Annotated in this window: 25 protein-coding genes; 12 read left to right on the top strand and 13 right to left on the bottom strand. The window is 54.7% G+C overall.

Translation table 11 applies throughout. The features are described from left to right. From JF44_RS0107525 to phbB, 3 genes are all read left to right on the top strand, one after another. Positions 1–284 (top strand): Lrp/AsnC family transcriptional regulator (locus JF44_RS0107525; protein WP_033068350.1); only part of this gene is annotated, 284 nt, incomplete at its 5' end. Between the two features lie 212 nt (positions 285–496). Then, positions 497–1,669 (top strand): acetyl-CoA C-acetyltransferase, encoded by a 1,173-nt coding sequence (locus JF44_RS0107520; protein WP_033068349.1) that lies wholly within the window; start codon positions 497–499, stop codon positions 1,667–1,669. Positions 1,670–1,920: 251 nt separating this feature from the next. Further along, on the top strand, positions 1,921–2,643 hold the full coding sequence (gene phbB / locus JF44_RS0107515) for an acetoacetyl-CoA reductase (RefSeq protein ID WP_033068348.1): 723 nt from the start codon (positions 1,921–1,923) through the stop codon (positions 2,641–2,643). A gap of 82 nt (positions 2,644–2,725) precedes the next feature. Here the strand turns inward: phbB and JF44_RS0107510 are convergent, their stop codons facing one another. Beyond that, the gene (locus tag JF44_RS0107510) at positions 2,726–3,319 is read right to left on the bottom strand and encodes a cysteine hydrolase family protein (protein ID WP_033068347.1); all 594 of its coding nucleotides are present in this window, start codon (positions 3,317–3,319) and stop codon (positions 2,726–2,728) included. 114 nt (positions 3,320–3,433) lie between these two features. Between JF44_RS0107510 and JF44_RS0107505 the strand changes: the two genes are divergently transcribed. Next, complete coding sequence (locus tag JF44_RS0107505) at positions 3,434–4,318, top strand: LysR family transcriptional regulator (protein ID WP_033068346.1); 885 nt, start codon at positions 3,434–3,436, stop codon at positions 4,316–4,318. Here the strand turns inward: JF44_RS0107505 and JF44_RS0107500 are convergent. The 4 genes from JF44_RS0107500 to JF44_RS0107485 form a co-directional block, all read right to left on the bottom strand. Beyond that, entirely contained in the window at positions 4,305–4,934 is a 630-nt protein-coding gene (locus JF44_RS0107500) for a nucleoside/nucleotide kinase family protein (protein WP_033068345.1), read from the bottom strand. The two genes, JF44_RS0107505 and JF44_RS0107500, sit on opposite strands and share 14 nt — an antisense overlap. 46 nt (positions 4,935–4,980) lie before the next feature. Further along, the gene (locus tag JF44_RS0107495; RefSeq protein WP_033068344.1) at positions 4,981–5,769 is read right to left on the bottom strand and encodes an ATP-binding cassette domain-containing protein; all 789 of its coding nucleotides are present in this window, start codon (positions 5,767–5,769) and stop codon (positions 4,981–4,983) included. After that, positions 5,766–6,848: an ABC transporter permease gene (locus JF44_RS0107490; protein ID WP_033068343.1), complete on the bottom strand. Its 1,083-nt coding sequence runs from the start codon at positions 6,846–6,848 to the stop codon at positions 5,766–5,768. The genes JF44_RS0107495 and JF44_RS0107490 overlap by 4 nt, the downstream gene beginning before the upstream one ends. Before the next feature lie 173 nt (positions 6,849–7,021). Continuing rightward, positions 7,022–8,050 (bottom strand): sugar ABC transporter substrate-binding protein, encoded by a 1,029-nt coding sequence (locus JF44_RS0107485; protein ID WP_033068342.1) that lies wholly within the window; start codon positions 8,048–8,050, stop codon positions 7,022–7,024. A 226-nt stretch (positions 8,051–8,276) separates the two neighbouring features. On the opposite strand from JF44_RS0107485, the gene JF44_RS0107480 reads away from it, so the two are divergent. Then, positions 8,277–9,524 carry an ROK family transcriptional regulator gene (locus JF44_RS0107480; protein ID WP_156111626.1) on the top strand — a complete coding sequence of 416 codons (1,248 nt, stop codon included), beginning with the start codon at positions 8,277–8,279 and terminating at the stop codon, positions 9,522–9,524. Between the two features lie 15 nt (positions 9,525–9,539). On the opposite strand, the gene gloB is transcribed toward JF44_RS0107480, so the two are convergent. Beyond that, positions 9,540–10,310, bottom strand: a complete 771-nt coding sequence (gene gloB, locus JF44_RS0107475) for a hydroxyacylglutathione hydrolase (RefSeq protein ID WP_033068340.1) — start codon at positions 10,308–10,310, stop codon at positions 9,540–9,542. 136 nt (positions 10,311–10,446) lie between these two features. Here gloB and JF44_RS0107470 point away from each other — a divergent pair, with 136 nt between their 5' ends. Both JF44_RS0107470 and JF44_RS0107465 read left to right on the top strand, forming a co-directional pair. Continuing rightward, positions 10,447–11,286 (top strand): methyltransferase domain-containing protein, encoded by an 840-nt coding sequence (locus JF44_RS0107470; RefSeq protein WP_033068339.1) that lies wholly within the window; start codon positions 10,447–10,449, stop codon positions 11,284–11,286. 65 nt (positions 11,287–11,351) lie between these two features. After that, positions 11,352–12,191 carry a substrate-binding periplasmic protein gene (locus tag JF44_RS0107465; protein WP_081944365.1) on the top strand — a complete coding sequence of 280 codons (840 nt, stop codon included), beginning with the start codon at positions 11,352–11,354 and terminating at the stop codon, positions 12,189–12,191. 69 nt (positions 12,192–12,260) lie between these two features. Here JF44_RS0107465 and JF44_RS0107460 read toward each other — a convergent pair whose 3' ends face one another. From JF44_RS0107460 to petA, 3 genes are read right to left on the bottom strand one after another with little or no spacing between them, the layout of a single operon-like run. Further along, the gene (locus JF44_RS0107460) at positions 12,261–13,037 is read right to left on the bottom strand and encodes a cytochrome c1 (protein WP_033068337.1); all 777 of its coding nucleotides are present in this window, start codon (positions 13,035–13,037) and stop codon (positions 12,261–12,263) included. Next, complete coding sequence (locus tag JF44_RS0107455; RefSeq protein ID WP_033068336.1) at positions 13,030–14,298, bottom strand: cytochrome b; 1,269 nt, start codon at positions 14,296–14,298, stop codon at positions 13,030–13,032. The genes JF44_RS0107460 and JF44_RS0107455 overlap by 8 nt, the downstream gene beginning before the upstream one ends. 11 nt (positions 14,299–14,309) lie before the next feature. Then, positions 14,310–14,861, bottom strand: coding sequence for a ubiquinol-cytochrome c reductase iron-sulfur subunit (gene petA, locus JF44_RS0107450; RefSeq protein WP_033068335.1), 552 nt, complete (start codon positions 14,859–14,861; stop codon positions 14,310–14,312). A gap of 575 nt (positions 14,862–15,436) precedes the next feature. On the opposite strand from petA, the gene JF44_RS0107445 reads away from it, so the two are divergent. Both JF44_RS0107445 and hemF read left to right on the top strand, forming a co-directional pair. Continuing rightward, positions 15,437–15,937 carry a tRNA (cytidine(34)-2'-O)-methyltransferase gene (locus JF44_RS0107445; RefSeq protein WP_033068334.1) on the top strand — a complete coding sequence of 167 codons (501 nt, stop codon included), beginning with the start codon at positions 15,437–15,439 and terminating at the stop codon, positions 15,935–15,937. A gap of 54 nt (positions 15,938–15,991) precedes the next feature. After that, positions 15,992–16,870: an oxygen-dependent coproporphyrinogen oxidase gene (gene hemF / locus JF44_RS0107440; RefSeq protein ID WP_033068379.1), complete on the top strand. Its 879-nt coding sequence runs from the start codon at positions 15,992–15,994 to the stop codon at positions 16,868–16,870. 63 nt (positions 16,871–16,933) lie between these two features. On the opposite strand, the gene speB is transcribed toward hemF, so the two are convergent. Both speB and JF44_RS0107430 read right to left on the bottom strand, forming a co-directional pair. Then, positions 16,934–17,884: an agmatinase gene (gene speB, locus JF44_RS0107435; protein WP_033068333.1), complete on the bottom strand. Its 951-nt coding sequence runs from the start codon at positions 17,882–17,884 to the stop codon at positions 16,934–16,936. A 103-nt stretch (positions 17,885–17,987) separates the two neighbouring features. Then, positions 17,988–18,872, bottom strand: a complete 885-nt coding sequence (locus tag JF44_RS0107430) for a choline sulfate utilization transcriptional regulator (RefSeq protein WP_156111625.1) — start codon at positions 18,870–18,872, stop codon at positions 17,988–17,990. A gap of 243 nt (positions 18,873–19,115) precedes the next feature. Here JF44_RS0107430 and betC point away from each other — a divergent pair, with 243 nt between their 5' ends. Then, complete coding sequence (betC, locus tag JF44_RS0107425) at positions 19,116–20,630, top strand: choline-sulfatase (protein ID WP_033068331.1); 1,515 nt, start codon at positions 19,116–19,118, stop codon at positions 20,628–20,630. Between the two features lie 187 nt (positions 20,631–20,817). Here betC and JF44_RS0107420 read toward each other — a convergent pair whose 3' ends face one another. Both JF44_RS0107420 and JF44_RS0107415 read right to left on the bottom strand, forming a co-directional pair. Beyond that, positions 20,818–21,777, bottom strand: coding sequence for a hypothetical protein (locus JF44_RS0107420; protein WP_156111624.1), 960 nt, complete (start codon positions 21,775–21,777; stop codon positions 20,818–20,820). Positions 21,778–21,970: 193 nt separating this feature from the next. Further along, a complete protein-coding gene (locus JF44_RS0107415) occupies positions 21,971–22,867 on the bottom strand; it encodes a branched-chain amino acid aminotransferase (protein ID WP_033068329.1) in 897 nt (298 codons plus the stop codon). Positions 22,868–22,980: 113 nt separating this feature from the next. Here JF44_RS0107415 and JF44_RS0107410 point away from each other — a divergent pair, with 113 nt between their 5' ends. Continuing rightward, positions 22,981–23,496 (top strand): MarR family winged helix-turn-helix transcriptional regulator, encoded by a 516-nt coding sequence (locus JF44_RS0107410; RefSeq protein WP_033068328.1) that lies wholly within the window; start codon positions 22,981–22,983, stop codon positions 23,494–23,496. Between the two features lie 146 nt (positions 23,497–23,642). Next, positions 23,643–24,371 carry a response regulator gene (locus JF44_RS0107405; protein ID WP_033068327.1) on the top strand — a complete coding sequence of 243 codons (729 nt, stop codon included), beginning with the start codon at positions 23,643–23,645 and terminating at the stop codon, positions 24,369–24,371. Positions 24,372–24,417 lie beyond the last annotated feature (46 nt).

Below are 24,417 nucleotides of genomic sequence, written 5' to 3'. Positions count from 1 at the left end.
CATACATCGGACGGCCACTAGTTGCCGTCATCAATCTCGAATTTCACCGTCACGGCAACCAGTATCGTCAGGACTTTATTCGCAAGGTCCACAAACTTGCTGTGGTTCAGCAATGCTATATCGTCACCGGCGAAGTCAGCGGGGTACTGGTTCTGCACATGCGCGATATGGCGGAATATACCGAACTTTGTGAGACGCTATTTGATGTAGATGACAACATCGTCTGGTATCGCACTTATATTGTGACAGAAGTTCTAAAAGATGAACCAGGGCTTGCGATCTAGGGTTTTAAGGCACACACTCATGGTGTGACCTGTTAAATGACATGGATGTTGTTCCCGTTTCAGTTAGCAAAGTGAGACTGACCGAAAGTGGTAAGGATCAGTGCTTGGAAATTTGCTGCAGTGCGATAAAATCAGCATTGGATCAGAGCAAGGCCCGAAACAGACTTTGCCCGATCCGGGGAAAACGTAATCAGGATTAATCGGAGGATCTCATGACCGACGTCGTAATTGTAGGTGCCGCACGGACACCAATCGGCGCATTCAGTGGTACGCTGGCGAACACGCCGGCCCACGATCTGGGTGCTGTTGCCATCAAGGCCGCTCTGGAACGCGCAGGTGTCGAAGGCGACGCTGTTGACGAAGTGATCCTCGGTCAGGTTCTGACAGGTGGTCAGGGCCAGAACCCGGCACGTCAGGCCGCCATGGGGGCAGGAATTTCTGATCGCGCAACCGCATTTTTGATCAATCAGGTCTGTGGTTCGGGGCTGCGCACCGTTGCCCTTGCCGCCCAACAGATCATGACCGGTGATGCCAATATCGTTGTTGCTGGTGGTCAGGAAAACATGTCGCTTTCCGGGCATACAGCGCATCTGCGCGCGGGGCACAAGATGGGCGATGTCAAATTCATCGATACCATGATCAAGGATGGCCTGTGGTGCGCTTTTAACGGCTATCACATGGGCAACACCGCTGAAAACATTGCCAACAAATGGGGCATTTCACGCGAAGAACAGGATGCCTTCGCAGCAAGTTCCCAGAACAAGGCCGAAGCGGCCCAGAAATCAGGTCGCTTTGACGATGAAATCGCTGCTGTCACCATTGCGAACCGCAAGGGCGACATCGTCTTTGATACCGATGAATATCCGCGTCACGGCGCATCGGTTGAAGGCATGGGCAAGCTGCGCCCGGCGTTCGATAAGGAAGGCACAGTTACCGCAGGCAATGCATCGGGCATCAATGACGGTGCAGCAGCCCTTGTTGTCATGTCCGCTGATGAAGCTGCCAAACGCGGCCTGACCCCGCTTGCGACGATCAAAAGCTGGGCAACGGCCGGTGTTGATCCGGCGATCATGGGCTCTGGCCCGATCCCGGCATCGAAAAAGGCGCTTGAAAAGGCCGGCTGGTCGGCATCTGATCTTGACCTGATCGAAGCCAACGAAGCCTTTGCTGCCCAGGCAATTGCGGTAAACCGCGATATGGGCTGGGATACTGACAAGGTCAATGTGAATGGTGGTGCGATTGCGCTTGGCCATCCGATTGGCGCATCAGGTGCCCGTGTCTTTACCACGCTGCTCTATGAAATGCAGAAACGCGATGCCAAAAAAGGTCTGGCGACGCTCTGCATCGGTGGTGGCATGGGGGTTGCGCTGTGCGTCGAACGCTAATCAGCAACTTTCGTCTGAATTTCTAGGCTTGCGGGGCGTCCTCCTGATGGGGGATGCCCTGTTTGCATTGTGGCAGAGCATATTGCGCTGCGACGAAAGACTAAACCACTGAACTGACATAGATCATGGAGGTGAAATAAAATTACCTATATGATGGGATTTATGGATTAAAGTTACGTTAGTCGTAGAAGGGCAAACTACGAAAATCGTCACGAAGATATGCTTGATGAACGAAGTTTAGGGAGGCGACCATGACAAAAACAGCACTGGTAACCGGTGGCACACGCGGTATCGGCAAGGCAATCAGCCTGTCGCTCAAGGACGCGGGATACACCGTTGTTGCAAACTATGCTGGCAATGATGAGGCGGCCAAAGCCTTCACCGATGAAACAGGTATCGCAGCTTATAAATGGAGTGTCGCCGACCCGGACGCCTGTGCTGCCGGTCTTGCCAAGGTCGAGTCCGAAGTTGGCCCGATTGATATCCTGATCAACAATGCGGGGATTACCCGCGACGGCTTCATGCACAAGATGGAGACCGATCAGTGGAATGCGGTGATCGACACCAATCTGAGCTCGCTCTTTTACATGACCAAACCGGTTCTTGAAGGCATGCGTGCGCGTGGCTTTGGCCGGGTTGTGAACATTTCCTCGATCAACGGGCAGGCCGGTCAGTTCGGCCAGACCAACTATTCCGCCGCCAAGGCCGGTGTGCATGGCTTTACCAAGGCCCTTGCCCAGGAAGTCGCGCGCAAGGGCGTCACGGTGAACACCATTGCACCTGGCTACATCAACACCGACATGGTGGCCGCTGTTCCGGAAAAGGTGCTTGAAGGCATCGTTGCGAAAATCCCGGTCGGCCGATTGGGCGAAGCCGATGAAATCGCCCAAGCGATCCTCTATCTGTGCGGCCCCAATTCCGGCTTCATCACCGGTTCCTGCCTGTCAATCAATGGCGGTCAGCATATGTTCTGATTGCGTTCAGCACGCAGAACCCGGACCAAAACGCCCCGCCAGACATGCGGGGCGTTTTTTATTTGGCGGGGAATTGGGCGGGTTATGCGGCAAGAACGTCTTTGGTCGTTACGATCTTGGCAAAGGTATCGCCCAGCATGGTCAGTTCATGTTGATGAAGATCGGCTGCCGGAACGGTTTTACCGCTAATGGCATCGGGCAGGTCGCGTGTTGCGGTGGCGTCTGAAACGACAGTCACCCCGTATCCTTTTTCGTTGGCGACCCGGGCAGTGGTTGAAACACAGACATGGGTCATAAAGCCGGTCAGCACGACATGTTTGAAATCACCGTCCTCAAGCCGTTTTTCAAGTTCAGTTCCGCCAAATGAACTGGGGACCGATTTGGTCAGAACGGCTTCGCTGCCTTGCGGTGCAACTTCGGGCATAATGGCGGCATAGGGGCCGGTTGGATCAAACAGACCCGTGGCATGATGCTGCACATGAATGACCGTGCCGTCATTTTCCCGCCAATGGGCCAAAAGATCCTGAATATTGGCAAGGGCGGGCGCCAGGCCGGACAATTTCAATTTACCGTCGCGATATTCTTCCTGGGCATCAATGATGATAAGCGGTGCATTTTTTGGGGTTCCCGTCGTAAGCGACGCGGCGGCAAGGTCAAAAATGGTTTTCGCAGTCATATCGGGCTTCCTTGGTTTGTCTGAAGTGATGTCCCATTATCAATCTGCGAATTTGCATTTTCCATCGGCAGTAATTCGACTATCCTCTGCGTAAATGCAGAGAAAGGATCGTTGATGTCGCTGGATTGGGAAGGGTTGCGGACGTTGGTCCATGTTTGCCAATCCGGGAACATGAGTGCAGCTGCCCGCGAACTTGGCGTTAATCAGACCACAGTGGCACGGCGGATTGCCCGGTTGGAAGACAGGGTCGGATATGCGGTGTTACGCCGCGATGGCCCGGGGATTGTCGCAACGCCGCGCGCCCAAACCCTGTTGCAGACAGCCCTTCAGATGCAAAGCAACGTTTTGGATTTCTTGGCGCAAGAGCCGGTCGCAGATCCGAATGCCTTATCGGTTGGTGGCGTTGTTCGGTTGACCGGGGTGGGGGCGATTTTGCAAAATTGCGTCGCGCCGCATATGGCGTCGTTACATCATCGCTATCCCGAAATTGCGCTTGAGCTGATTGGCGCCAACCGCAATCTTAACTTGCCCCAACGTGAAGCCGATATTGCCATTCGCCTTGCGCGGCCCGATGGCGGCGCCTTTCATATTCGCCGGATCGGCAATCTTGAATCTGGTATTTATTGTAATCTTGATGGCATGTCTGCTGATGCCGTTGATCCGGCAACGCTGCCCTGGATTGATCTTGATGATTCCCTTGCGGACAAACCCGAACAGCAATGGCTTGCCCGGCATTTTCCACATCGAACAACAATCGGTTATGCCAATCAGGCATCGATCATGGTTGCCATGATGGCCGGCCATGCCTGTTGTGCCGTGTTGCCGTTATGTGTGGGCGAAAGGGCTGAATTCCTGCGCCGCCTTGATGGTTATCGTCCTGATGGGCGCGAAGTCTGGTTGCTGATCCATCAGGACAAGCGTCATCTGCCCCATGTGCGTGCCGTCGTCGACTGGTTGGCAACCACCCTTGTGGATGGGGATTTCATCACCCGTTTTTAAATGTGATATCGCTTTGGCGGCTTTTGTGAATGACGGTCGCGGCATTGGGCAGGTCATTGGCTGCTGCCTTTTGGGTGGCGGTGGCATCATCGAAACCAAAGCTGCGCCAACGGTTGATCAGGCGCACCCGCAGAACGTCTTCTGGCACGGCAAGAAAGACCGACAGATCAAACAGATCACGAAGCTGATCCCACGGGGCCTGATCCAGAAGAAGGTAATTGCCTTCGACCAAGATGATCTTGTGACGGGGCGCAATCATTCGCGCCGAGCCGCGCGAAATTTCCAGTTCCCGGTCAAACAGCGGGACATAGATATCTTCCCCGCCGTCTTCGCGAAGCGCCATCAGCGTGCGTTTCAACCCGCCGACATCAAAGGTGTTTGGCGCACCCTTGAGCGGCAAAAGATCGCGTTCCTTAAGGATGCCATCGTCAAAGTGAAAACCGTCCATTGGCACAACAGCAGCACCGGCTTTATCACCCCCCAGATGATGATAAAGCCGGTCGGACAAGGTTGACTTGCCCGATGCTGGTGCCCCGACGATCGCTACAAGAATGCGTTGATCGTCAGTTTGTCTGGCACGAATGCGGCTCGCCAGTGCGTCAATGTCAGGTGTCATAAATATAGGGTGTCCGTCTGGCGTGGATCAGCGGTTCGGCGTTCCATTACGCCACTGCGTCCTGTCCGGGAGGTTGCTTTGCACCGGTCATGAAGGCAACCGCATCCGACATGCTGTAATCATCGGGTTTGATCGTGCAAAGCCGTTTGCCCAACCGATGCACATGAATACGGTCCGCCACCTCGAACACATGGGGCATGTTATGTGAAATCAGCACAATCGGCATGCCGCGCGCCTTCACATCGGCTATCAGATCCAGTACGCGACGGCTTTCCTTAACCCCAAGGGCTGCTGTTGGCTCGTCCATAATCACCACGCGTGATCCAAAGGCCGCCGCCCTTGCAACGGCAACGCCTTGGCGCTGTCCACCTGACAGTGTTTCAACCGCCTGATTGATGTTCTGAATGGTCATCAGGCCAAGTTCGGTCAGTTTTTCCCGCGCCTGTCGTTGCATTTCCTTGTGATCAAGGGCACCGAAGTATTTGCCCAAGAAACCTTTCTTGCGCAACTCGCGGCCCATGAACATGTTGTCAGCAATCGAAAGTGCCGGCGATAGCGCCAGGTTTTGATAAACGGTTTCAATACCGGCTTCGCGGGCTTCCATCGGTGATGTGAAGCCAATCGGTTCACCGTCAAGCTCGATGCTGCCTTCATCAATGGAGACCGCCCCCGATAGTGCCTTGATCAGGGATGATTTTCCTGCACCGTTGTCACCGATCACCGCCAAAACCTCGCCGGGATAAAGGTCAAAATCAGCATGATCAAGAGCCGTCACCCGGCCGTAGCGTTTGACGATCCCACGCGCTTTGAGAACAGGTTGTTGTGTGTTGCTCATGACGACACCTTTCTGATCCACTGGTCAATGGCGACGGCGATAATGGTCAGCCAGCCAATCGCAAAGACCTGCCACAGGACATCCACACCCGCCAGGCGAAGACCGGAGTTAAACACGCCAACGATCAATGCCCCGATCAATGGACCGATGATCGAACCACGCCCCCCAAACAGCGAAATGCCTCCAATCACAACAGCCGTAATCGACTGCAAATTGGCTTCCTGGAAACTTTGCGGCGAGACAGATCCAACCCGCCCGATGGATGCCCATGCACCAATGGCACAGACAAGTCCGGCAAGACCATAGACCGTGATGAGAGTGCGGTTGGTCCGAATGCCGGACAGCTCGGCGGCTTCCTTGTCATCGCCGATTGCATAAACATGCCGCCCCCAACCGGTGTGATTAAGGATGTACCAAAGCGCTCCGAAAATCACTAACATCAGGATCGAACCATAGGTGATCCTTGCTCCGCCAATGGCAATGCTCTCGCCGAAAAACTTCAAAAGCGGTGCGACTTCATCAAGCGTCTGGCTGCGGATTGATTGTGCGCCCGAAAGCCAAAGGTTGAGCGCAAAGAAAATGTTCCACGTGCCCAGTGTCACGATAAAAGGTGGCAGCTTGATCCGGGTAACCAAAAACCCGTTTAGAGCCCCGGCACAGATCCCGCCGATAAACCCGACAAATATGGCAAGCGGGGCGGGAATGCCGATGGTTACGGCAAGCTGGCCCATTATGACCGACATCAGAACCATGATTGCGCCCACCGAAAGGTCGATGCCTGCGGTCAGGATCACAAGGCTTTGCGCTGCTGCTAGAATACCGATGATCGACACCTGTTGCATGATCAGCGACAGGTTAAAGGGTGAAAAGAATTTACTGCCGGCAACAAAGCCAAAAATGATGATGGACACTATCAGCACAATCACCGGAACCATGGTCGGGTTTCCGTGCAAGAAGTGCTGCACATTGTCAAAAAGACTACGGTGTTTGTGTTCGAACGTGGCGACGTTGCTGTCGCTGGACTCAAGCGTTTGCTCGAATTCCTGTTTCTGGCGCGACGATTTTTGTGTCTCGCTCATGGTTTCCTCCGGGCCTGGTCGAAAACAGGATCAGGTATTGCTGACCCGTTTACCGCCATCTGCCCGGCTCTGATGGCAGGTTCAGATGACATACCAAGTATAAAGCAAAGTGGGACAAGGAGGGCAGGGAATAAAACTGCCCTCCTTCGAAGCAGGTCGGGATCAGTTAAGCATTAGCCCCAGCAGCGATCCATGCCCTCGGCAACATCGATGGAAGGCACACCATCTACCGGTTGGTCGGTCACAAGGTTTACACCGGTGTTGTAGAAATTAAGGCCTTCGGTGTTCTGCGGCTTTTCACCACTATCGGCCCATGCTTTGATCGCCTCAATGCCTTTGGCCGCCATCAGCAACGGATATTGCTGCGAAGTCGCACCAATGACGCCGTCCTTGACGTTGGCGACACCCGGGCAACCACCGTCAACCGATACGATCAGAACGCCTTCTTCCATGCCAAAGGATTTAAGGGCTTCATAGGCACCTGCCGCGGCAGGTTCGTTGATCGTATAGACGACATTGATGTCTGGATCGCGCTGCATCAGGTTTTCCATCGCGGTACGGCCGCCTTCTTCGTTTCCGCTGGTTACGTCATGGCCAACGATCCGGGGGTCATCCTCGTCCCCGATCTTGTTGGGGTCCTTGATATCGATGCCAAATCCTTTCATGAAGCCCTGATCTCGCAGCACGTCAACAGACGGTGCACTCGGCGACAGATCCAGCAAGGCAATTTTGGCGTTCGCGGCCTCGTCACCAAGCTTGGCAGCGGCCCACTGGCCAATCAATTCACCGGCCTTGAAGTTGTCCGTGGCAAAGGTTGCGTCTGCCGCATCAATCGGCTCAAGCGGGGTATCAAGGGCAATGACGATCAAGCCTGCGTCACGAGCCTTTTTGACGACGGGCACGATGGCCTTGGTGTCGGACGGGGTCAGAAGGATGCCCTTGGCACCCGATGCGATGCACGATTCGATGGCCTGAACCTGTGTTTCATGATCGCCGTCAATTTTACCTGCAAAGGTCGAAAGATCGATGCCAAGTTCTTCGGCCTTGGCAGATGCCCCTTCCTTCATTTTCACAAAGAACGGGTTGATGTCGGTTTTGGTGATCAGACATGCACCAATTTCATCGGCTTTCGCCGTATTCGGTGCGACAGAAAGGCTTAGAGCAAGCGCACCAAGGGTGGCGCCAAGAAGTGACTTTTTCATGTGTTTCCTCCCAGGATTTAACCTGAATAGTCGGCATTGGTAGCCGACGATGTTTGTTTTCCAACAGGCGGTGGCGCGCATTTTTTTGTTGGGCCTTTAACCTGTCTGGGTCACAGGACACACCAAATACGGGATACTGTCAATTAATAAATCCGATTGATTTATTAATTATTCCTGTCACAGTTAATGGTAATCGGGCAATAAAGATCCCGAATGGGAGGACGAAATGATGGACACCATATCGACTGGCCCGGAGCCAACCGGGGTGGAAGATCAGGGCAACCGCCCGTTACATCCGGGCGGCGGGGCAAATCAGTTGCGCGTGCGTGCCTATAACGAACGTCTTGTACTGTCGCTGGTGCGCCGGAATGCCGGACTTTCAAAGGCTGATATCGCAAGACTTTCCGGGCTGTCTGCGCAAACAGTGTCGGTGATTATGCGCGCCCTTGAAAAAGACGGGCTCTTGATGCGCGGAGATCCAGTGCGCGGCAAGGTCGGTAAACCAAAAGTGCCAATGGCGCTTAATCCTGATGGGGTTTACTCCTTTGGTCTGAAGATCGGGCGACGCACTGCCGAACTGATCCTGCTTGATTTTGTCGGGACGGTCCGGGCTTCGGTCAAAGAGGCCTATAAATATCCCACCCCCGATCATATTTGTCGGTTCGTGACAGACTCAGTCAAACAGATCACTGCCGGGCTGAACCGTGATCAACGTGATCGAATTGCCGGGATCGGGATCGCGGCCCCGTTTGAACTTTGGAACTGGGTCGATGAAGTCGGTGCCCCGGTTGAAGACATGAATGCCTGGCGCGAAGTTGATTTGATTGAAACCATCGGCGCCATTGTACCGTTTCCGGTGTTTCAGCAAAACGACGCGACGGCGGCCTGTGGGGCGGAGCTCGTCTTTGGTTTGGGGCCGACCTACACTGATTTTGCCTATTTCTTTGTCGGGTCTTTTATCGGCGGTGGCGTTGTTCTTAATCAGGCGCTGTACGCCGGACGCACGGGAAATGCCGGGGCATTTGGTTCCATGCCGGTATCATCGCGCAGCGGGCATCCCAGTCAGTTGATTGATCAGGCATCGATTTTTGTTCTGGAAGAAATGCTGACCCGTGAAGGACACGATCCAGCCAATCTGTGGCGCGATCCCGACTATTGGGGCGAGCTGGGCGATATGCTTGATATTTGGGTCAATCACACGGCGCGCAGTTTGGCGTTTGCGATTACCTCGGTGTGTTCGGTCATCGATTTTGAAGCAGTCATCGTTGATGGTGGTTTCCCGGCCGATGTATGTGCGCGAATTGTTGAGGCAACCCGGGCGGCGACAAACGAACTCGACCTGCAGGGCATTGATCGCCCGCATATAGAACAGGGCCGGGTCGGCAGTGCCGCACGCGCAATTGGTGCGGCAAGTCTACCACTGTTTTCGCGCTATCTGCTTGATCAGAACGTATTGTTCAAACAGATGGCCTGATCCGCCGATTGTTTCCTAGAAACTGTCCTTGCGCTTGCGAATCTCGGTGAAGACCTCAACCGGGCTTTTGCCACTCATGCCAAGGGCCGCAGCGACCGACGGCTCATCGGCGCGCATGAACGGATTGGTTGCCAGTTCGACATCAATGCGCGATGGGATGGTTGGAATGTTACGTGCGCGAAGCCCGTCAATGTCCTGACAGCGCGCGGTCAAAATCGGGTTGTCCGGTTCGATCGTCTTGGCAAATTTCGCATTGGCCTGGGTATATTCATGGCCGCAATAAACCTGCGTGCTGGGCGGCAGGTTGCGAAATTTCTGCAAGGAATGCCACATCTGTTCCGGTGTGCCCTCAAACAACCGGCCACAACCCAGCGCAAACAAGCTGTCCCCGGAAAACAATGCAGTGATCGCCGGAAAATAAAACGCGATATGTCCGCTGGTATGGCCCGGCACATCAAACACCCGGCCTTCCAGTTCCCCGATCAGGACCTGATCACCCTCCCCACAGGTTTCATCCATGTCAGGAATGCGCGCGGTTTCGGCGCCAGGGCCCAGAAGCTTTGCACCATATTCCTTAATCAGCTCTGCATTGCCGCCAATATGGTCATGGTGGTGATGGGTGTTGATCAGCAGATCAAGCGACCAGTCGCGTTCTTCCAGCTCGGCGATTACAGGTGCCGCTTCACCCGGATCGATGATAGCGGTCATCTCGCTGCGGTGGCAGCGCACAAGATAGGTGTAATTGTCTGAAAGACACGGAATGACGATCACTTCGCCCGCAGCCATGGCGTACCTCAAAATGCAATGAATTGTTGCCGAGCAGACTATCAGCATCCCCTGTCTTGAAACAATCATGCAAAACAGGGCAGGCAACCTGCGCAAAAATATTCCCGTCCCGCAATCGGAATGTTAGGCTGGTGCCATGCGTCAGGATGTCGTTGATCTTCACCGTTTTTATGCCAGCAGCCTCGGGCAAGCCGCCCGCCGACTGATCCGCAGGCGTTTGCGCGTCATGTGGTCGGATGTACGGGGCATGCGTGTGCTGGGCTTTGGCTATGCCACGCCTTATCTGCGCCCGTTTATTGGCGAGGCAGAGCGCGTCATGGCATTCATGCCCGCGCGCCAGGGCTGCGTGCATTGGCCCGCGGGCGAAACCAACCATGTCGCCCTGACCGAAGAAACCATGCTGCCGCTGCCCGATAGTTCGGTGGACCGCATTCTTCTGGTGCATCTGGTGGAACATTCCGATTCCATGCGGCGACTGATGCGCGAATGCTGGCGGGTGCTAACCCCCAATGGCCGGATTGTCGTGGTAACGCCAAACCGAAGCTCGCTTTGGTCCTGGTCGGAAAAAACGCCATTTGGCTTTGGCCATCCCTATAGCGTGTCACAGTTGCAAAACCTGATGCGCGAAAACATGTTCCTGCCTGTTCAGCACAGCCGCGCACTTTTCATGCCGCCCACCCGCAGGCGGCTGCTTTTGCGCTGGTCGCAGGTGTTCGAAAACATCGGATCGCGCCTGTTCAAGGCCTTTGCCGGTGTCTCGATTGTCGAGGCCGGCAAGCAGCTTTATGCCAGTTCCGGCACCCCGTCGCGCAAAAGACGCCTTGTCCATATTCCGGTAACGGTCCCCCCCTTGCGCCCGGCAGAGGGCAACCGCCCCCATTCAAGCAAACATGCCTGCACGGCCCATCAGCAGGCCCGGCAATCCGGGGATCTGGAGTCCCCATCATGTGATAGGTCGTCTGAACGGCCCGACTGAGCTGACATCAATTGTTACGCCAAGCCATTTGACAGACCCCCTGCGATTGCCTGCATAATAAGGCCATGAACCTCAAATCCACGTTGCGCAATACTGTCAGGTTTATGGGCTGCATGCTGGTCGGGCATGTCATCGGCGGGGCGTTTGACGTGGCCGCACAATCTTTGCAGGGCAGCAACACACCCGTCACCATCACGCTTTATGCCGAAGACAGCAACGCACCCTATGCGTTTCTCGATGGTGATACGCCTGACGGTATCTATGTCCGCATCCTGCAAGAAGCGTTTGACAGGATGCCCGGCTATCGTCTGGATCTGGTCAATGTGCCGTTCCGGCGCGGGATGGACCTGCTTGAAGATGGCAAGGTGATGGGATTTTTCCCGCCCTATAAGCGCAAGGATCGTGAATGGGTTGAACGTTATTCCATCCCAATCTTGCGCGAAACGGTGGTGGTGATGTGCAGCAAGGATTATGCACAAAGCAACCTGCTGAATGTCTTCCCCGATGATTTCAAAGGGGCGCGCTTTACCAATAATGCGGGCTACCTTCTGGCCGGGGATGAATTTTTTGCCATGGTTGATGCGGGGGACATTTCCCTTGAAGAAGCCAACACCACAGCCAGCAATCTGCGTCTGCTGATGGCGGGCAGGGTGGATTGCTATGTCAATGAACGCATGGCGATACTCGCAGGCATGCGTGAACTGGCTGTTGATAAAGACACCGCACGCCTGTTTAACGAGGTCGCGATCATCGGCCATGAATTCGGTTACGTCGCCTTTGGCCCCGACCCGGATGGCAATTGGCCCTATCGCGATCAATTTGCCGATGCGCTTGATGATGTATTGCGCGACATGCGCAACAGCGGCGAGATCGACCGTCTGGTCGTTTCCTATTTCTCCTACTGAAAACCGTGCATAAAAAACAGGCCACCCGAAGGCGGCCTGTTTTCCAAATCGTGGTCTGAGCGTGAAGTCCTAGTGTTCGACGTCGCGCCAGATTTTGCGTTTCACCGCATAAAGCATGGCGGTTAGAACGATCAGGAACAGGATCACTTTCATGCCCAGTGCCTTGCGTTCTTCAAGTTCCGGCTGTGCCGTCCAGTTCAGGAATGCGGTGATGTCACGCGCATGCTGCTCGACGGTTGCCGGCGTGCCATCGGTGTATTCGACCGCTTCATCATAAAGCGGCGGTGCCATGGCAATCTGATGACCCGGGAAATAGTGGTTGTAGTATTTCCCGTCCGCAAGGTCGAAACCTTCCGGTGCTTCGTCCTCATAGCCGGTCAACAGGCCGAAGACATAATCCGGGCCATTCACGCGGGCCTTGTTCATCAAGGACAGATCCGGCGGAATCGCGCCACCGTTCGAAGCAGCCGCAGCTTTTTCGTTCGGGAACGGGGACGGGAAGTAATCAGCCGCAATACCCGGACGGTCGAACATGTCACCATCGTCATTCGGGCCATCTTCGATGTCATACTCGGCCGCGATCGCCTTGATCTGGTCTTCGTTAAACCCAATGCCTTCAAGGTTACGGAAGGCAATGAAGCGCAGGCTGTGACAGCCGGCACAAACGTTTTTGAAGACCTGGAAGCCACGCTGCAGCTGGGCACGATCATAGGTGCCAAACAGGCCCTGCCAGCTCCATTCTTGTGCCGGCGGCACCGGGGAGTCCCCGGCTGCCTTGGCAGTTCCACCAGTGAATGCGGTTACCGCGAAGGCGGTCGCAATTGCGGTCAGTGCGAACTTACGCATTTGCACCCTCCTTCAAAACAGATTCGCTGATGCTTGCAGGAAGCGGTTTGGTTCGTTCCATTTTTCCAACCAAAGGCATGACCACAAGGAAGTGCGCGAAATAATACAGCGTTGAAAGCTGCCCCATCACGATGACTTTCAGACCCGGAATACCCAGGAAGTAGTCATCAGGTGCCTTCGCCCCGCAATAGCCGAGGATGAAGGTATCGATGACAAACAGCCAGAAGAACCATTTGTACACCGGACGGAATTTCGAGCTGCGCACCTTGGAGGTATCAAGCCACGGAATGACGAACAGGATCACGATCGATGCAAACATCGCCAGGACACCAAGCAGCTTTGCCGGAATTCCAAACAGAGAGAAATCGATCGAACGCAGGATCGCATAGAACGGCAGGAAGTACCATTCCGGCACGATGTGCGGCGGTGTGACCAGCGGGTTCGCCGGGATGTAGTTGTCCGGGTGCCCCAGATAATCCGGTGCAAAGAACACAAACGCCGAGAAGAAGATCAGGAACACGCCCAGACCGTACAAATCCTTGATGGTGTAATAAGGATGGAACGGAATGCTGTCTTGCGGCGATTTGATTTCCACACCGGTCGGGTTGTTCGAACGTACACTATGCAGCGCCCAGACATGCAGGACAACAAGGCCCAGAATGACGAACGGCATCAGATAGTGCAGCGAGAAGAACCGGTTCAGCGTCGGATTATCAACCGAGAAACCACCCCAAAGCCAGGTCACCAGAGGATCACCAATGATCGGGAAGGCGGAAAACAGGTTGGTAATAACCGTCGCCCCCCAGAATGACATCTGGCCCCACGGCAGGACATAGCCCATGAATGCGGTGGCCATCATCGCAAGCAAGATCAGGATACCGATCCACCACAGCATTTCGCGCGGTGCCTTGTATGACCCGTAATACAGGCCACGGAACATATGAAGGAAGACAACGATGAAGAACATCGAAGCGCCGTTCATATGGATATAGCGGATCAACCAGCCATAGTTCACATCACGCATGATGCGTTCAACGGATTCGAACGCCATGCTGGTGTGCGGGGTGTAGTTCATCACCAGGAAAATCCCGGAGAGGATCATCGTCACCAGAACAAACCCGGCCAGGGAACCGAAGTTCCACATATAGGACAGGTTTTTCGGGGTCGGATATTCATATGCAGAGTGGTGCAACATGGAGATGACCGGAAGACGGTCATCGACCCATTTTACCACTTTATTATTCCACTGAGGTGCGCTCATCTACCTGCTCCTTACCCGATCCGGACCGAAGTGTCGGTGAGGAACTCATATTCCGGCACGACAAGGTTCAACGGCGCGGGGCCGCGGCGGATACGGCCCGACGTATCATAGTGCGAGCCATGGCATGGACAGTACCAGCCATCAAAATCACCACGGGTTTCGCCTGTGGCCGTGCCCGTCGGGATGCAGCCCAGATGGGTGCAGACGCCGACAACAATCAGCCATTCTTTTTTCGTGACACGCGCGTCATCCGATTGCGGATCGACGAGTTCGTTCAATGCGACCTCGTTGGCCTCATTGATTTCGCGTTCGGTACGATGGCGGATGAAGACAGGTTTGCCTCGCCACATAACTTTAACTGCCTGTCCAACCGGGATGTTGGACAGATTAACCTCAACCGAGGCAAGTGCGAGAACGTCCTTGGACGGGTTCATGCTGTCCACGAACGGCAACAACGCACAACCAACGCCAACTGCGCCGACTGCTGTGGTCGCCATGGTCAGGAAATCCCTGCGGTTCTCGTCCGGCTGGTGTTCGCCGGAAGAATGCACCGTTTGCGACATAATTAATCCCTCTTTCTGCCCCCAAAACAGGCATGCGGAATGCCCAAACCAAAGCTTAGGCCAACCATGTTTAATTTCCCTTGAAGAAAATCAAACAATCTTGCTGCCAAAAGCCTTTAGGCCTGTTTGACGCTCCGTATACTAACAAAAATTCGGTTTGTTAAGGAGAACTTGGAGTTGCAATTTGTTTGCATTCAATAAGATTAACCGGTTTCGCACTGCACAATTCGGTAAAACCTAGTGTATTTGCCGGTATTCGGCCCTTTATCAACCAACGGGTTGCGGCTTTCGCTTTTGATATTCCAAAAAAGTCTAATAGGGGTATTAACGGGTAATTATCTGTCTGTGCCGATATGATTCGACATTGCATTCCCAACGATTCTAGGGGCAGTTGATAATCAGGGTGCCGTCGTGGTTGTCGCCCAAGGGTGCGAAATTAGGATTGAGGACGTAGGACATGCTCGGCATATTCAAGGACGAGGGACGCGAGTTCGCGCCCTTGGGCGGCAATCCCTTTGGAAAAATACGATCCCGCCGCAGCGACATCCTGATTATCAACAGCCCCTAAAGAACTCATGCGAATTTGTTTGTTTGAACCCGATATCCCGCAAAACACCGGCACCATCCTGCGCATGGCCGCCTGCTTTGGCCTGCCTGTCGATATCATCGAGCCGTGCGGATTTCTGCTGACCTCAGCAGCACTGAAACGCGCCGGTATGGATTATCTGGGCAAAGCCGATTATATACGCCATGCCGATTGGCGGGCCTTTGTCGAGGCGCGTGAAAACGCAACGCTTCCAGGCAGGCTTGTGCTGCTGACAACAAAGGGGGCCGAACCGTATTGTGATTTCGAATTCCGCGCAGATGACATTCTGATGCTGGGATCGGAAAGCAAGGGTGTCCCCGATCAGGTGCATGACTATGTCGATGCGCGTGTGGTCATCCCCATGCAGCCGGAAATGCGTTCGCTTAACGTGGCAATGGCAACGGCAATGACACTGGGCGAAGCGCTCAGACAGACGAACGGCTTTCCTTCAGGCCCGGAAACGAAGCTTGAAACCAAGCCAACCGAGTAAATGAACCAGATGAGTGACGCAATGACGGACGCAAAGACTGCTGCCAAAAAGGCAATGAAAACGGGCCCGGACCATAAGGTCGACGATGCCGTGATTGCCCGGCGCAAACAAACCGCCCGGGACTGGTTCCGTCAATTGCGTGATGACATCTGTGCCAGTTACGAGGCCCTCGAAGACAGTTACGAAGGCCCGCTGGCCGATCGCCCTGCCGGGCGGTTTGAACGCACCACATGGGAACGCGGCACCGATGAAGGGGGCGGCGAAATGTCGGTCATGAAGGGCCGGGTGTTCGAAAAGGTCGGGGTGAATATTTCCACCGTACACGGCGAATTTTCCGAAAAATTCCGCAAGGAAATCCCCGGTGCCGATGAAAACCCCAACTTCTGGGCTGCGGGAATTTCACTGGTCGCCCATCCATGCTCGCCCCATGTTCCGGCCGTCCACATGAACACCCGCCATATCGTCACCACCAAGGCATGGTTTGGCGGTGGGGCAGATCTGACCCCGGTTTTCCCCAAGGATCAAGACACCGCTGATTTCCATGGGGCTCTCAAGGCCACCTGTGATGCCCATAATGATGACTATTACGACCGGTTCAAAAAATGGTGCGATGAATATTTCTGGCTACCGCACCGGGGTGAGCCGCGCGGTGTTGGCGGGATTTTCTATGATTATCTTGATGCAGACTGGGATGCGGACTTTGCCTTTACCCAGGATGTCGGCCGCGCCTTTCGCGATATTTATCCCGAACTGGTCAAGCGCCACTACAACAAGGATTGGTCTGATGACGACCGCCGCGCCCAACTGATCAAGCGCGGCCGCTATGTCGAGTTCAACCTGCTCCATGATCGCGGTACGCGCTTTGGCCTCATGACCGGCGGCAATACCGAAGCCATCCTGATGTCACTTCCACCCGAAGCCAACTGGCCGTAACGCCTTACACCGTCATCCCCGCGAAGGCGGGGATCTCGCCCAGCGGGCTCTTCGGGCTAACCTCTACTTCCGCGCCACAAAAATTCGCCCGATGGTGTTAAGCAATATCTGGGCGGCCAGAATGGCGGTCGATCCGGTCTGGTCATAGTCGGGTGCGACCTCCACCAGATCAATGCCAACAATATCGCCGCGCTTGGCAAGGCCTGCGATGATTTCCAGCACGTCATAATACAGAAATCCGCCGTGGCTTGGCGTGCCCGTACCCGGCGCAATCGACGGATCAAACCCGTCAATATCAATCGTCAGGTAATATCGCTTTCCGGCCGGAATACGGTCAAGCACGCCCTCGACACCAAGAGCACGCACTTGTCGCACGGATAAAATGTCGGAACCTTGTTCACGGGCATAGTCATAGCCCTCCTTGGCGGTCGAGGACACATTGCGAATGCCAAGTTGGGTCATGCCCGTGACCCACGGCTTTTCAATGGCCCTGCGCATCGGGTTGCCATGGCCATTGCGCACCCCGTGGCGTTCATCAACGAAATCCAGATGGGCATCAATTTGCACCACATGTACCGGTTCTTCGTCGGAAAACGCATTGATGCAGGGAATGTTGATCGAATGATCACCGCCCAGCACCACGGGCAGGGCGCCGGCTGCCAAAATCTTGCGCACGCCAAATTCGATATTGGCGTGGCTGTTGATCGTGTCGGTATGAATGATATCGGCATCCCCAATATCGACCATCCGGACCCCTTCAAGATAGGTCACATCATCTTCATGGTCATAGGCCCCGGCATGGCCAAAGGCAAACAACGTCGATGCCTCACGAATGCCACGCGGCCCAAACCGCGCACCCGCCCGCCACTGGGTGCCGAAATCAAACGGTGCGCCCATGACGGCGACATCAGCATCAATCGCATCCCAGTTTTCGACATAGGGGCTTTTTGAAAAGGTTGATATGCCAACAAACGGCAAGTTCAGCCGACCACTGTTATAGCCATGTTCAGACATCAGAATTCCCCCATGCGATTGAAATCGTGTGTAATGGTCAGTGTAAAAGACCTTTGCGCCTTGATGCAGCAAAAGAATTATGGTGCCGTTGGCCCCAAGGTGCTCAGGTCTCGTTGATCAACCAGTTCAAAAGCGTCGTGGTTGTCGTGCTGACTGCCGGGCTGGGAACAACCCAGTATCCCCGATCCCTGCGCGAGACTTCCGGTCCAATTGCCACGAGCGATCCTTGTTCAAGGTGATGGTCGACCAACCCCCGCCAGCCTAACGCAACCCCCTGTTCGGCAAGGGCCGCCTGAATGACAAAGCCATATGTATTCAGGCCAAGGTCGCCTTGGGCCGGTTTGCGGTCAATCCCGTGATCGGCAAGCCAGTTTTCCCATGTCAGCCAGCGTGATTTTCCGTCCACTTCAAGATGCAGTAACGGCGCGCGTGCAAAGTCTTCCGGGTTGTCAAATGGCCCGAACCGTTCCAGAAAACCCGGCGTGCAGACCGGCACGACGCGCTCTGGGATCAGAAGCTTTGCAGTCTCGGGGAAATCGTCGGCCGCCCCGAACAGCATGGCCGCATCGGTTTCGCGTGCCATCGCATCATCAAGGCTTTGCGATGCGATGATATGGACTTCCGCCTCGGGATGAAGCCGCCTGAAGCCCGTAACACGGGGCATCAGCCAGAATGCGGCAAACCCGAAATCGGTAAAAATCCGAACGGCATGATCCTGTGTGGTGCGTCGGGTATCGCGCACGGCTTTGTCGATACCCTCGACACTGGCCTGAACCGCTTCAAACAAAATCTCACCGGCGTCACTTAATCGACTGCCACTTTGCGAGCGATGTAACAGCGATACCCCCAACTGATCTTCGACCCGCTTGATCTGATAGGTCACGGCAGGTTGGCTCAGGCCAAGTTCATTGGCCGCCCGCGTCAAACTGCCAAGCCGTCCGACCGCTTCAAAAATTCTCAGCCAACCAATGTCCAGCGGTCTTTGCATCATAAAAATTCTTTATGGAGTTGATTAAAAAACACCGGGTTTCTTTGGAGTTTGATTTATGAATTTAATGTATGCCACGCGTTCAACGTCAAGCGGAATAACAATACGTCCCTAATAAAAACACCAAAAAGGGGCGGGCCGCACTTGAGTTGATCCGCGCAAAAAGACCACGGGATGTTCCTTTGCTGATGCTGCAACGGCGGTGACGGGTGGGGTGCATCCTTTGAAGGAGTGCATGACCAAATGACGTCCCCCAATATCCTCATCCTGATGGCAGATCAGCTTAATGGTACGCTGTTTCCGGATGGTCCCGCCGATTTCTTGCATACGCCGCATTTGCGCAAGCTCGCCGAACGTTCTGCGCGTTTCCGCAATTGCTATACAGGCTCACCACTTTGCGCGCCGGGACGGGCGTCTTTTATGGCGGGGCAACTGCCCAACCGCACGCGGGTTTATGACAACGCGGCCGAGTTTAGTTCTGACATCCCGACCTATGCGCATCATCTGCGTCGTGCGGGGTATTACACTTGTCTGTCGGGCAAGATGCATTTTGTCGGGCCTGACCAGTTGCACGGGTTTGAAGAACGCCTGACCACCGATATTTATCCCGCTGATTTCGGCTGGACCCCGGATTATCGCAAACCGGGCGAACGCATTGACTGGTGGTATCACAATCTGGGGTCTGTCACCGGGGCCGGGGTGGCCGAGATTTCCAATCAGATGGAATATGACGACGAGGTTGCCTATAACGCGACCCACAAGCTTTATGACCTGTCACGCGGCCATGATGACCGTCCGTGGTGTTTGACGGTCAGCTTTACCCATCCGCACGATCCATATGTGGCGCGCAAGAAATTCTGGGATCTGTATGAAGACTGCCCTGAACTTGCCCCCAGGGTCGCACCGTTTGAGTTTGATGATCAGGACCCGCATTCAAAACGCCTGATGGAAGCAAGCGACCATACGGCCTTTGACATCACCGATGAAAATGTCCGTCGTTCGCGTCAGGCCTATTTTGCCAATATTTCCTATATTGATGAAAAGGTCGGTCAGATTCTTGAGGTGCTTGAAACCACCCGGCAGCTTGATAACACCATCATTATCTTTGTTTCCGACCATGGCGATATGCTGGGTGAACGCGGCCTGTGGTTTAAAATGAGCTTCTTCGAAGGTTCGGCCCGCGTGCCCTTGATGATGGCCGGGCCGGGGATTGCGCCGGGCCTTTATACCGATCCGGTTTCAAGCCTTGATGTCACCCCGACCGTGGCCGATCTCGCTGGCATTTCCATGGACGAGGTGCAGCCATGGACCGATGGCGTGTCGCTCTGTTCGATGCTGGATGGCAAGCCACGTTCTGAGCCGGTCCTGATGGAATATGCCGCCGAGGGATCCTATGCCCCGCTGGTTTGCATTCGCGAAGGCAAGTGGAAATACACCTATTGCACGCTTGATCCCGAACAGCTTTTTGATCTGGACGCGGACCCGGATGAACTGACCAATCTGGCAACCGATCCGGCCTGTGCCGATCAGCTTGAAGCCTTTCGCACGCAGCGTGCTGCGCGCTGGGACTTGGACGCGTTTGATGCTGCCATTCGTGAAAGTCAGGCGCGGCGCTGGATTGTCTATGAATCACTGCGCAACGGGTCGTACTTCCCATGGGATTACCAGCCGCTGCAAAAGGCGTCTGAGCGCTATATGCGCAATCACATGGATCTCAACGAGGTTGAAGAAAAACAGCGCTTCCCGCGAGGGGAGTAAGAAGCCGCGTCGGTCAGCCATGTGGGACGGCTGGCCGGCGCAGCTTCAACTCATCCGACGACATGAACGGCCTGCGAAAGGCGCGTTTCAATCCTCATACTATTTAGATAAGGCCCTGCAAAGGCGTGTGGGTTTTCCCGAAACCGCGTCTGTGCTTGTGGCTGTTGCTGCGCCAGTGACGCGGCGATTATTGGGTCGCGTTTACGCCTTCCCCGTCGATTGACGCCGCAAGCGGATTAAGAGCCGTCCAGTCCTTGACCTGTTCATTGATGACGCCGCTATTGACCAGGCATTGGTAAATAAAGCCGTTGGTATGCAGCTTTTCTATGCCGGTATTTAGCGCGGCGATGACCTTTTGCACATCAGGGATATCGCGCGAAATCATGAAATGCTGGCTGGCTGGCAGGATCACCTTGACGCCTGGCATTGGGAAAAGCCGGATGTCGCGATAGTTACGCACCATATCGGGCCCGTTGGCCGAAAACTCAAGCAAGGTGAAGTCTGCCCGGCCTGCATTGATCAAGGCATAGATTTGTTCGATGGTTGCTGCACTGGTCAGGCTTCTTGGGGCAAGTTTTTCAAGCACTTCCCAATCCAGCCGCCAGTTTCGGATGGATACTGCACGCATCTGATGGACATTGGTAATGGGGGTATCGCTGCTGCGCGCGAATGTGTCACGACTGACATAGATGCCTTTCTCGACTTTTCCTCTGCGCAGGAACGGTGCGGATTTCAGTACCGAAGGATTTGCGTCGATATTGAAGTCCCAGTCCGATTTGATGTCGGCAAGGCCATTGCTGACCAGCATGCGACTGCGTTCGGAGTTGGGCGACCGCACGACCTGCACATTGGCGGCAAGCCCCCCGACCGTCAGGGATTTCTGCAGGATGGAATACAGTGCAAGTGAAATGTTGCTGCCTTGGTTGGCAAGGCAGGATCGGCAATCCGGATTGCTGTCATTCTGGCAGGACAAAACCGCGTCCAGTTCGCTTTCGCGTACAGGGAAGCGAATGTCGATCGGGTCTGCTGCATTTGCGGCCCCCGCGCCCAAAGCAACAAGCACAAACAACAGGGTCATTGTCAGAACAGTATGGGGGCTGGTTCTGCTGATGGTAACGGTAACGTAGGAACCCATCCTATGGTTCATGTGGCGTTCCGGTTTGGGTTGTTTTTTGTGCTGCTACCATGATGTGAGGATGCATGCGCCAGATTTCATCCTTGGCGGGTGAAAAAAGTGCCCCAAGACAAAATCAAAGAAAAACACCCCGGCCTGATCTGGCCGGGGTGTTTTTAATGAAATTGAATAATCGCACGGATTATTCAAAAAAATTGTCAAATAGCTACTCTGCCGCGACAGCCGCTTTTTCGCCGCGCACCAGCGCCATGTAATCTTCCATCATGGCCTTGCAGACCTCGCCAGGCGCGAAGGTATATGGACCAATTTCAGCCACCGGGGTAACTTCCGCAGCTGTGCCGGTCAGGAAGCATTCTTCGAAATCGGCCATTTCTTCGGGCATGATCGCACGTTCGATCACGTCATAGCCGCGCGCCTTGGCAAGGCCAATCACCGTGCGGCGCGTGATGCCATCGAGGAAACAGTCCGGGGTCGGTGTGTGGATCTGACCATCCTTGATAAAGAACACGTTCGCACCGGTCGCCTCGGCAACCTGGCCGCGGTAATCAAGCATCAGCGCATCGGCGTAACCTTTGCGTTCGGCTTCGTGCTTGGACAGGGTGCAGATCATGTAAAGACCGGATGCCTTGGCATTGGTCGGGGCCGTGTTCGGTGCCGGGCGGGCCCATTTCGACAGATCAAGACGAATGCCCTTGAGGCGTTCTTCCGGTGCGAAATAGCTTGGCCATTCCCAGCAGGCAATTGCGACATTGATGCGCGTGGTCTGGGCGGAAACACCCATCATTTCACTGCCGCGCCAGGCAATGCGGCGAACATAGCCTTCGTTGATGTTGTTGGCTGCAAGCGTTTCGATGACGGCATCGTCAAGTTCGGCAGCACTATAGGGAATTTCCATATCAAGGATCTCGCCGGACTTGATCAGGCGTTCACCATGTTCGGCCAGCTTGAAAACCTTGCCGTTATAGGAACGTTCGCCTTCAAACACCGCGCTACCATAATGGACAGCATGGCTCAGCACATGCAAAGTGCTTTCACGCCATGGTTTAAGTTCACCATTATACCAGATATAACCATCGCGGTTATCAAAGGTTGGAGTCGTCATTTGCCAAATTCCATTTCAAGAACGTTCCGGGACGTAACTTTATGTCCTTATTTGTCTGGTCGGGGTAACATTCATAGATTAATGTGTCAACAAAACTGACATAACGGATAAGCATGGCAGATATCTCTACACGCAAGGTCAATCCGCTTTTCCTGCGGGAAGAAGAGCTTAGACAAGGCATTGAATTGCTGTTCTATGCCTACCGCGATTTCACCGAGGTCGCGGACCAGATGCTTGCGCAATATAATTTCGGTCGCGCCCACCATCGGGTCATTTATTTCGTAAGCCGAAACCCCGGCATTACGGTCAGTGACCTGTTGTCGATTCTCAAGATCACCAAACAGTCCCTGTCACGTGTTCTGGGCCAATTGGTGCGCGAAGGCTTTATCGAGCAGAAAACCGGTGTGCAGGACCGGCGTCAGCGGTTGCTGACCCTGACCGAAAAGGGCGAGGCGCTTGAACGGGAACTGACCGAAAAGCAACGTGCGCTGATTGCGGCGGCCTACCGCGAGGCCGGGGCGGAATCGGTCGAAGGTTTCCGCAAGGTCATGATGGGCATGATGGAAGAAAAAGACCGCAAACGGTTCGAAGACGACGGTCCGGGCGGGCAACGCCGGCGTGCGGGCTAGGACGTGGCGATTGGTGGGGGCGGGCTTGGAACGCAACCGCTTGCGATGCCATAATTTTGCCGCCCGTGTCCTTACGCTTTTGAAAGATTTTGGGCCCAGATTATTGGCTTGGGTCCAAATTGAGTTCGGTGGTTTAGGAAATTTCAATGGCCGGTGCTGATCAGCCACATGTGCTTGTGGTCGATGATGACGACCGATTGCGTGATCTGCTGACCCGCTATCTCGGTGAGAACGGTTTTAGCGTGTCTGCGGCGTGTAATGCGCTTGAAGCCCGTTCAAGTCTTGCCGGATTGCAGTTTGATTTGATCGTGCTTGATGTTTTGATGCCCGGTGAAAAGGGCGTCGATCTTGCGCGTGACCTGCGCGAAAACGGATCAAGGGTCCCGATCCTGCTGCTCACAGCACTTACGGAAACCGAAGACCGCATCGCCGGACTCGAAGCAGGCGTTGATGATTATCTGGCAAAGCCGTTTGAACCCCGCGAACTGGTGCTTCGGATTGAAGCCATCCTGCGCCGGTATGGGGAGCTGCCCGATGTGGAAGAGACCCCGTCATCTGATGATACCGACAGCAATGTAACCTTTGGGCAGTACAGCTTTGATACCGCAAGAATGATCTTGCAGCGCGGAGATGAGCATATCTATTTGACTACCGCCGAACAGGCCCTGTTATCTGCGTTGGTGAAGCGCACGGGACAGACAACGTCGCGCGAAGATCTTCAGGCGATGATGGGGGGCAATGCCGTTGATGGCACCACGTCACGCAGCATTGATGTGCAGGTCACCCGTCTGCGCCGAAAATTTGAAGATGATCCCAAGCAACCAAGATACTTGCAGACAGTGCGTGGTCGGGGCTATGTCCTGTATACGGACTGAACGTGACGACCATCAGTAACCGGCGATGACAACGGACAGGGATTAA

This window comes from Thalassospira australica (assembly GCF_000763295.1).
Classification (GTDB): Bacteria; Pseudomonadota; Alphaproteobacteria; order Rhodospirillales; family Thalassospiraceae; genus Thalassospira; species Thalassospira australica.
The sequence above is the reverse complement of the archived record's forward strand: the minus strand, read 5'-3'. Positions and strand labels throughout refer to the sequence as shown.